A 7,470-nucleotide genomic window follows, 5' to 3' on the forward strand; every position below is an offset into this window, starting at 1 on the left:
AAATTTGCAAATTTTATTTTCGAGCGTTCGCCGATGAGGCTTATAAACCGCGACGCAAACTCCCAGCTTCGTCCTTCCGCCATAACAGCGGCTTAAATTTTATCCACTCGCGGGCTATGTGCGCCTCCAAGTCAGCGTGCATTTACGCTAGCGCAAGGTATCGCGCAGCTAAATTTAAAAGATAATTTCATTCACCGCGAAGATTATAAATTTTAAAATTTCAAAGCCCAGGCCGTTTAAATTTAACCAAAGCCGGCAAAGTCTAAATTTCAGATAGGTCTAAATTTTAATGATTTTAAAAAAGATGAAAGAGCCGCGAAGCAGGCGCTTCACGGCAAATTTAAAGGGAGTTATTTAAGCTCGGGAGCGATCTGTGCCACCCACGCCTCGATGCGGCTCTCGGTGAGGTCGCTTTGGTTGTCGTTGTCTAGCGCAAGACCTACAAATTTGCCGTCCACTACGGCCTTGCTCTCGTCGAACTCGTATCCGTCGGTAGATACCGCACCTACGATCTTTGCGCCCGCTTTTTTGAAATTTTCATATAGCTCGCCCATTGCGTTGCAATACGCATCGCTGTAGCTCGAGCTGTCGCCCATACCGAAAATCGCGACGGTCTTGCCCGCTACGTTAAGAGCCGAAAAATCAAAGCCCGCCCAGTCGTCTTGCAGCTCGCCGTCGTTCCACGTAGAGCTTCCGATTACGAGCGCGGTGTATTTGTCCAGGTCAGCAGGCGCGATATCCGCGACGTTTTTTAGCTCATTTTCGATGCCGAGCTTTTCCGAGATCAGCTTCGCAGCGTCTTCGGTATTGCCCATCGAGCTTCCAAAAATAATTCCAACCATTTGTGATCCTTTTAATAAATTTTGTCGGTGAGCTTGTATGGTACTAATTTCATAATGAAATTTCCCTTAAAGCATTCGCTTTTTATCTCGACGTGGCGGTTAAAATTTTCATTTTTTGGATAGACAAGATACACGGCATCGAGGTTTGCTCCGCGGCAAAGCTCTAGCGCTTTTTTTATATCATTATCATAAAGCATAGGATTTGAAACGAGCATCGATCTGAAATTTGCTATCACTCCGAGCGAAAATCCGTTTTTTCGCACGATGATGAGTTCATTTTTAAGCTCAATCTCTGCGCCTGTATTTCGCAGCGCGATCTTTGAAAACACAAAATCGCTAAACGCCTCGCCGGCATTTAGCAGCACGCCGCTACGCAAGCTCACGATCACGCGAGCTAGCTTATAAGCGGGCTTGGCGGCAAATGCGGGCAGCGGCATGTCGCGCAGATAGGCAAAGATTATCGCATTATCCGCCGCGCGGAATTTCACGGCGGGCTTGAAGCGGTAAATTTTGCGAGCACCGCGCCTAAGTTCGGAAGCGATAAAATTTAAAAATGCCGCTCGAAACTGCGAAGCGCCCTTTAAATTTGCGGGCAGAATTCTATAATCCGCATTAACGCTAAAATTATAAAGCGTGAGCATCGCCTTTGCGCGAGCGGGCCGAGGAAGGCTACAAAACGGCTCTGAAGCGATCTCGCGTCCATCCGCGTCAAAGCCGAAAAGCTCGCCTCGCTGCCAAAAATTTTGCGCTCCACCGTCTATCTCGCCGCTTACCTCTCGGCTTTTTAGCTCGCCGTGCATTTTGCTATCTTTTACTTCGCGGGTTTCGTCGTTTGCGCAGTCTTTTCGGTCGCTCGTTTTCTTGCTCATATTCCGCTCTTTTGGCTAGGTTTCGTTTTTGTAAAATTTTAGCAGCAGAGTACATTGGCGTTTATGAAATTTTACACTCTTTGCAGAATGCACGCTTTGCTACTAAGCAGCGCCAAATTATTCGTTTTCGCCGACGGAACAGTTAAATTCTTGATTTAGATTGAAAACCTTGCAATACTCGCAAAACACGCAGCTGACGCTTCTTTTAGCGCATACGAGCGGGATTTTGCGCTTTTTGACTTCGCCTTTGATCTTTTTCATCGTATTGTGGTTCAAAAAGCTCGTAAGCATCACGACGCACTCCGTATCCTGCGGGATCGGCTTGCGATTTACGCGATTTTCGTTTCGTGCGTCCCAGTGCTCGATGTTGCTCGCGCCAAGGTCCTTTAAAACCGCCTTAATGGGCGTAATCTCGTCCGCCCCTATGACCAAAACGTTCATTTCATCCCCTTTTATGATTGATATTCGTTATTATAACAGAGAAAGATTAAATTTAACTGATAATGCGTATAAAATTTAGCGGGCTGTATTTAAAATTTTAACAAGCCGAAAAGATAAAAGCAGAAGCCCATTGGGCGTAATTAACTACAGAAAGCAAACGCTGTGGAAAATTTTATCGGCGAAATTTTATCCATAAATTAAAGGGGTTGATTTTGCAATTTAAAATTTTAAATTTTATCTCGGAGCCAAATCATACGTGGCTAAATTTAAAATTTAGCCACGCGGTAGGGTTTGTGTAATCTAGCAGCGAGCGGCGGCGGAGCGCATAAGCGACCCCGCTGTCAAAAAAACGGCTCGGGCAAAGCGTGCCCGAGAGATCAAAGTCTAAATTTCATCGCCGAAATCGGCATTCGCAAGCCGTTTGAGCTGGCGGTAGCGTCTCATCGCGTCGGCTTTATTTGCTTCATAAAGCTTGCCCGCGTGCTCCGGATCGATCTTTTTAAGCGCGTTGTAGCGCACTTCGTTTAGCAAAAATTCCTCATAAAGGCTCCAGTCCGGCTCTTTGGATGAAATTTTGAGCGGATTTTTGCCCTCCGCCGCAAGCCGCGGATCGAAGGTGTAGGTCGGCCAATAGCCGCATTTGCTCGCAAGCTCGGCTTGATCGCCGGAGCTGCCCATGCCGCCTTTGATGCCGTGCGCGATACACGGCGAATACGCGATGATAAGGCTAGGCCCTGGGTAAGCCTCCGCCGCCATGATCGCTTTTAGCGTCGCGGCTTGATTTGCGTTGGAATTTACCTGCGCGACGAATATGTTGCCGTATGTCATCGCGATCTGACCGAGATCTTTTTTCTGCACCGCCTTACCGCCTGCGGTAAACTGCGCGATCGAGCCGCGGCGGCTAGCTTTGGAGCTTTGCCCGCCGGTGTTTGAGTAAACCTCCGTATCTAGCACCAGCACGTTTACGTCTTCGCCGGTAGCCAGCACGTGATCAAGTCCGCCGTAGCCGATGTCGTAAGCCCAACCGTCGCCGCCGATGATCCATTGCGATTTTTTGTTTAGATACTGCTTTAGTTCTAAAATTTCACGAACCCCCAGCGCGTCCAAATTTTGTTCTAGTAGCGGCACCAGCCTATCTCTGATCTGAGCGGATTTTAGCGTATCGTTTCTGTTTTCGATCCAGTCGTGATAAAGAGCCTTTAGCGCGTTTGGCACGCTTGAGAGCGAGCCCAGCATAAGATCCTCGATCTTATGGCGCAGCGTCTCGTTTGCGATCTTCATTCCCAGCCCAAACTCGGCGTTATCCTCAAAAAGCGAGTTCGCCCACGCGACGCCGCGGCCGTTCTCGTCCTTGCGGTACGGCATCGAAGGCGCCGATCCGCCGTAGATCGAGCTACAGCCCGTGGCATTGGCTACGATCATATGATCGCCGAAAAGTCGCGTGATCAGCGTGATGTACGGCGTTTCGCCGCATCCGGGGCACGCGCCGTGAAATTCAAAATACGGGCGGGCAAAGCCCACGCCCTTGACGCTTGATCTGTCCATCAAATCGTCTTTGTATCTTACGTGCTCGAATAAAAAGTCTGCGCTTTCTTGCTCGCCCTTTGCGAGTTCTTCTTCAAGCGGCACCATGACGAGCGATTTTTCCTTGCTCGGGCAGTTTTCGGCGCAAAGCGCGCAGCCCGTGCAATCAAGCGGGCTTACTTGGATCTTATATTTTAGCCCCTTCAGCTCCTTGCCCTTGGCTTCTAACAGGTGATCTTTTAAATTTAAAGGAGCGGCAGCCTCGTCCTTTTCGTCTAGTAAAAACGCTCTGATTACGGCGTGAGGGCAGACGAAGGCGCACTGGTTGCACTGGATACAGTTTTGCTCGATCCATTTAGGCACCATGACGCCTACGCCGCGCTTTTCAAATCGCGTGCTGCCTGCGTCGAACCCGCCGTCCTCGTGCCCTAAAAACGCCGACACCGGCAAGCTATCGCCGCGCGCTGCGTTTATCGGCTTTACGATCTTTTCTATAAATTCGTCGCCTTTGTATTTATCGTTCGTATCCGCCGCGTCATCTTTTAAATTTACCCACGCAGGATCGATCGCTACCTGTACCAAAGCGTCCGCGCCCCTATCGATCGCGTCGCAGTTCATAGCCACGACCGCCTCGCCCTTTTTGGCGTAGGTTTTCTTGGCGTATTCTTTCATATAGCTTTGCGCCTGCTCGAACGGAATGATGCCGCTAAGCTTGAAAAACGCCGATTGCATGATCGTATTGGTGCGGCCTCCAAGCCCTATCTCGTGCGCTAGCTTGGTGGCGTTTAGAATGTAAAATTTTACCCGTCTTTGGGCTAGAATTTTTTTGACCTTGTTCGGAAGCTTTGCCGCCGTCTGCTCGGCATCCCAGATGGAATTTAAAAGGAAGGTGCCTCCTTCGCGGATGCCCCCGATGACATCGTAGATGTCCAGATACGCGGCGACCGAGCAGGCGACGAAATGCGGATTTGAGACGAGATAGGTCGAGCGGATCGGTCTTTTGCCGAAGCGCAGGTGCGAGCGCGTGTAGCCGCCCGATTTTTTGCTGTCGTAGGCAAAATACGCCTGCGCGTAAAGATCGGTTTTATCGCCGATTATTTTGACGGAATTTTTATTCGCGCCCACGGTGCCGTCCGCGCCGAGGCCATAAAACAAGCACTCGATCTCATCCTCGTAGCCTAGCGAAATTTTATCTCCCACGGGTAGCGACAGATGCGTCACGTCGTCGTCGATGCCGATCGTAAAGCCGTTTTTAGGCTCGTCCGCCTTTAAATTTTCATACACGGCGATTAGCTGCGCGGGATCGACGTCTTTGGAGCTTAGGCCATACCTGCCGCCCACGATGAGCGGGGCGTCCGCGCGCCCGTAAAATGCGGCCTTTATATCCAAATACAGCGGCTCGCCGAGGCTGCCCGGCTCCTTCGTGCGGTCGAGCACGGCGATTTTACGCACGCTTTTAGGCATCGCGGCGAAGAGATATTTGAGGCTAAAAGGCCTGTAGAGGTGCACTTTTAGCACGCCTACCTTCTCGCCCTTCGCGTTTAGATGATCGACCACCTCTTCAAGGGCTTGATTGACCGAGCCCATCGCGACGATCACGCGCTGCGGCTCGCTTGCGCCGTAATAGACGAAAGGCGCGTACGACCGCCCCGTGATCTTTGAAATTTCGCTCATATACTCCGCGACGATGTCCGGAAGCGCGTCGTAAAATTTATTGGTTAGCTCGCGTGTCTGAAAATACACGTCGTCGTTTTGGGCCGTGCCGCGAGTTTTAGGATGCTCGGAGCTTAGCGCGTCCTCTCTAAATTTACGCACGGCCTCGCGATCCAGCAGGCGATCAAACTCGGCATAGTCCATCACCTCGATCTTTTGAATTTCATGGCTCGTGCGAAATCCGTCGAAAAAGTGCAAAAACGGCACTCGCCCCTTAATCGCCGCAAGATGTGCGATACCGCCCAGATCCATCACCTCCTGCACGCTGTCGCTTGCGAGCATCGCAAAGCCGCTCTGGCGACAGGCATAGACGTCTTGATGATCGCCGAAGATAGAGAGCGCCTGCGCCGCAAGCGCGCGCGCCGCGACGTGAATGACGCCCGGAAGCATCTGACCTGCGATCTTATACATGTTTGGAATTTTTAGCAAAAGCCCCTGCGATGCGGTGTATGTCGTCGTAAGCGCACCCGCTTGGAGTGAGCCGTGCACGGTGCCCGCCGCACCGCCCTCGCTTTGCATCTCAACTACTTTAACGGGCATGCCGAAGAGGTTTTTCTTGCCCTGCGACGCCCAAATATCGGTGTAATCCGCCATCGGCGAGCTAGGCGTGATCGGATAGATGCCCGCGACCTCGGTGAAGGCGTATGAGACGTAAGCCGCCGCCTCGTTTCCGTCCATAGTTTTCATAACTTTTGCCATTTTTCGTCCTTTGGAATTATCAAATTTCGCTAATTTTACATATTTATTGCTTAAAAATTTAAATGCTTCGCAAACCCGATGGAATTTGCTAGGTTTTGCGAAGCGGCGGCTAAATTTAGGCGCAGCAGATATATTTTTAAAGCGCAAGAAGCTTTAAATTTTATCCGCGACGGAATCTTAAGGGCGGCGGATTTATGGCTTGCTTTTTTGATTATCCGCTAGGATTTATTTGGAGCTGCAATAAAATTTTAAAACGGCTAAATTTACTTTTAAGCTTGGCAAGAACTCGGTTTACAGAATTTCGTCGCGACTGCGCAGCCAAGTAGTATCATAAAGGTCGCGAGCCAGCCCTGTATCGAAAAATAGGCCACCGATACCAAGCAGTTCGCGACGGTGCAGCCTCCGGTTAAAACGGCGCCTATACCCATCAAAAAGCCGCCGAAAACGCGCTTTGGATACTCGTTTGCGGGCAACGACTTCAGCTCAAGCCCGCCCGACAAAAGAGCGCTTACAAAGGAGCCCGCCAAAATCCCCACCGCAAAGAGGCTGCCCCAATTCAGATATCCGTCCTGCCCCGTCACGAGATACTCCATGACGTTCGCGCTGGGCACTGCGACGCTAAAGCCGAACTGCCTGCCGGTTTGCGCGCTGAGATACCAGGCTAAAACGCCCAAAAGACCGATCAGCACGGCGCCTAGGAAGAGATGAAATTTTTTCTCAAACAGTACGTATGCCGCGCCGCGAAGACGGTGCGCGGGGGCGGGAGCGGGCTGCTTTTGCGAGAGCGAAATTTTAACCGCAACCGCTGTTATGAGGATCAAAGCCGCTACCAGCGCCCACGGCGAAATTTTAAGAAGCTCCTGGACGCTGCTTGCCTGCAGAGTTTGCTCGCTAAGCGCGCCGAGCGGCCGCCTTAGCGGGCCCGAGTATCCGCAAGCCATCGTGATTGAAAACGCAAGCAGCACCAAAAGCGGCGCAACCCCTCCTTCGCCCGTCCTGACCCAGCTTTCGCTCGCGCAGTATCCGCAGATAACCATCCCCAGCCCGAGCAAAAATCCGCCGATAAGCGTCGCTAAAATCGGCACTTTGTGATCCGGAATCCGGATAAGCCCGAAGTGAGCAAGCACGAAAAAGCCCACGGCTTGGATGCTCACGGCGATCAAAAGGGCGGCGAGAAAGCGGAAATTTTTTTGTAAAAATATGTTTTGAAAGCCTGAATTGAAGCAGAATTGAGTTCTTTGAAGCAAGACGCCAAAGGCGATACCCACGAATAAACCGCTAATCATATCTTAAGCCTTGCGGAAAAATTTACGTTATTGTATTGCCAAAAAAATAAAACTAAGTTGAAATTTTATTCATTCAGATAAAAATTTTCATTTAAA

At 50.6% G+C, this 7,470-nt stretch carries 5 protein-coding genes; all 5 read right to left on the reverse strand.

Going from position 1 to position 7,470, the window contains the following annotated elements:
• Nucleotides 1-350: 350 nt before the first annotated feature.
• The 5 genes from fldA to Q0438_RS01340 all read right to left on the reverse strand — a co-directional run bounded on the left by fldA (nucleotide 351) and on the right by Q0438_RS01340 (nucleotide 7,374).
• Entirely contained in the window at nucleotides 351-842 is a 492-nt protein-coding gene (gene fldA / locus Q0438_RS01320) for a flavodoxin FldA (RefSeq protein ID WP_299186453.1), read from the reverse strand.
• Between the two features lie 11 nt (nucleotides 843-853).
• The gene (locus Q0438_RS01325) at nucleotides 854-1,711 is read right to left on the reverse strand and encodes a hypothetical protein (RefSeq protein WP_299186456.1); all 858 of its coding nucleotides are present in this window, start codon (nucleotides 1,709-1,711) and stop codon (nucleotides 854-856) included.
• A gap of 117 nt (nucleotides 1,712-1,828) precedes the next feature.
• Nucleotides 1,829-2,152, reverse strand: coding sequence for a DUF2325 domain-containing protein (locus tag Q0438_RS01330; protein ID WP_299186459.1), 324 nt, complete (start codon nucleotides 2,150-2,152; stop codon nucleotides 1,829-1,831).
• Between the two features lie 384 nt (nucleotides 2,153-2,536).
• On the reverse strand, nucleotides 2,537-6,088 hold the full coding sequence (gene nifJ / locus Q0438_RS01335) for a pyruvate:ferredoxin (flavodoxin) oxidoreductase (RefSeq protein WP_299186463.1): 3,552 nt from the start codon (nucleotides 6,086-6,088) through the stop codon (nucleotides 2,537-2,539).
• 269 nt (nucleotides 6,089-6,357) lie between these two features.
• Complete coding sequence (locus tag Q0438_RS01340; RefSeq protein WP_299186466.1) at nucleotides 6,358-7,374, reverse strand: YeeE/YedE family protein; 1,017 nt, start codon at nucleotides 7,372-7,374, stop codon at nucleotides 6,358-6,360.
• Nucleotides 7,375-7,470 lie beyond the last annotated feature (96 nt).

It is taken from the genome of uncultured Campylobacter sp., from assembly GCF_938030785.1.
GTDB lineage: Bacteria > Campylobacterota > Campylobacteria > Campylobacterales > Campylobacteraceae > Campylobacter_B.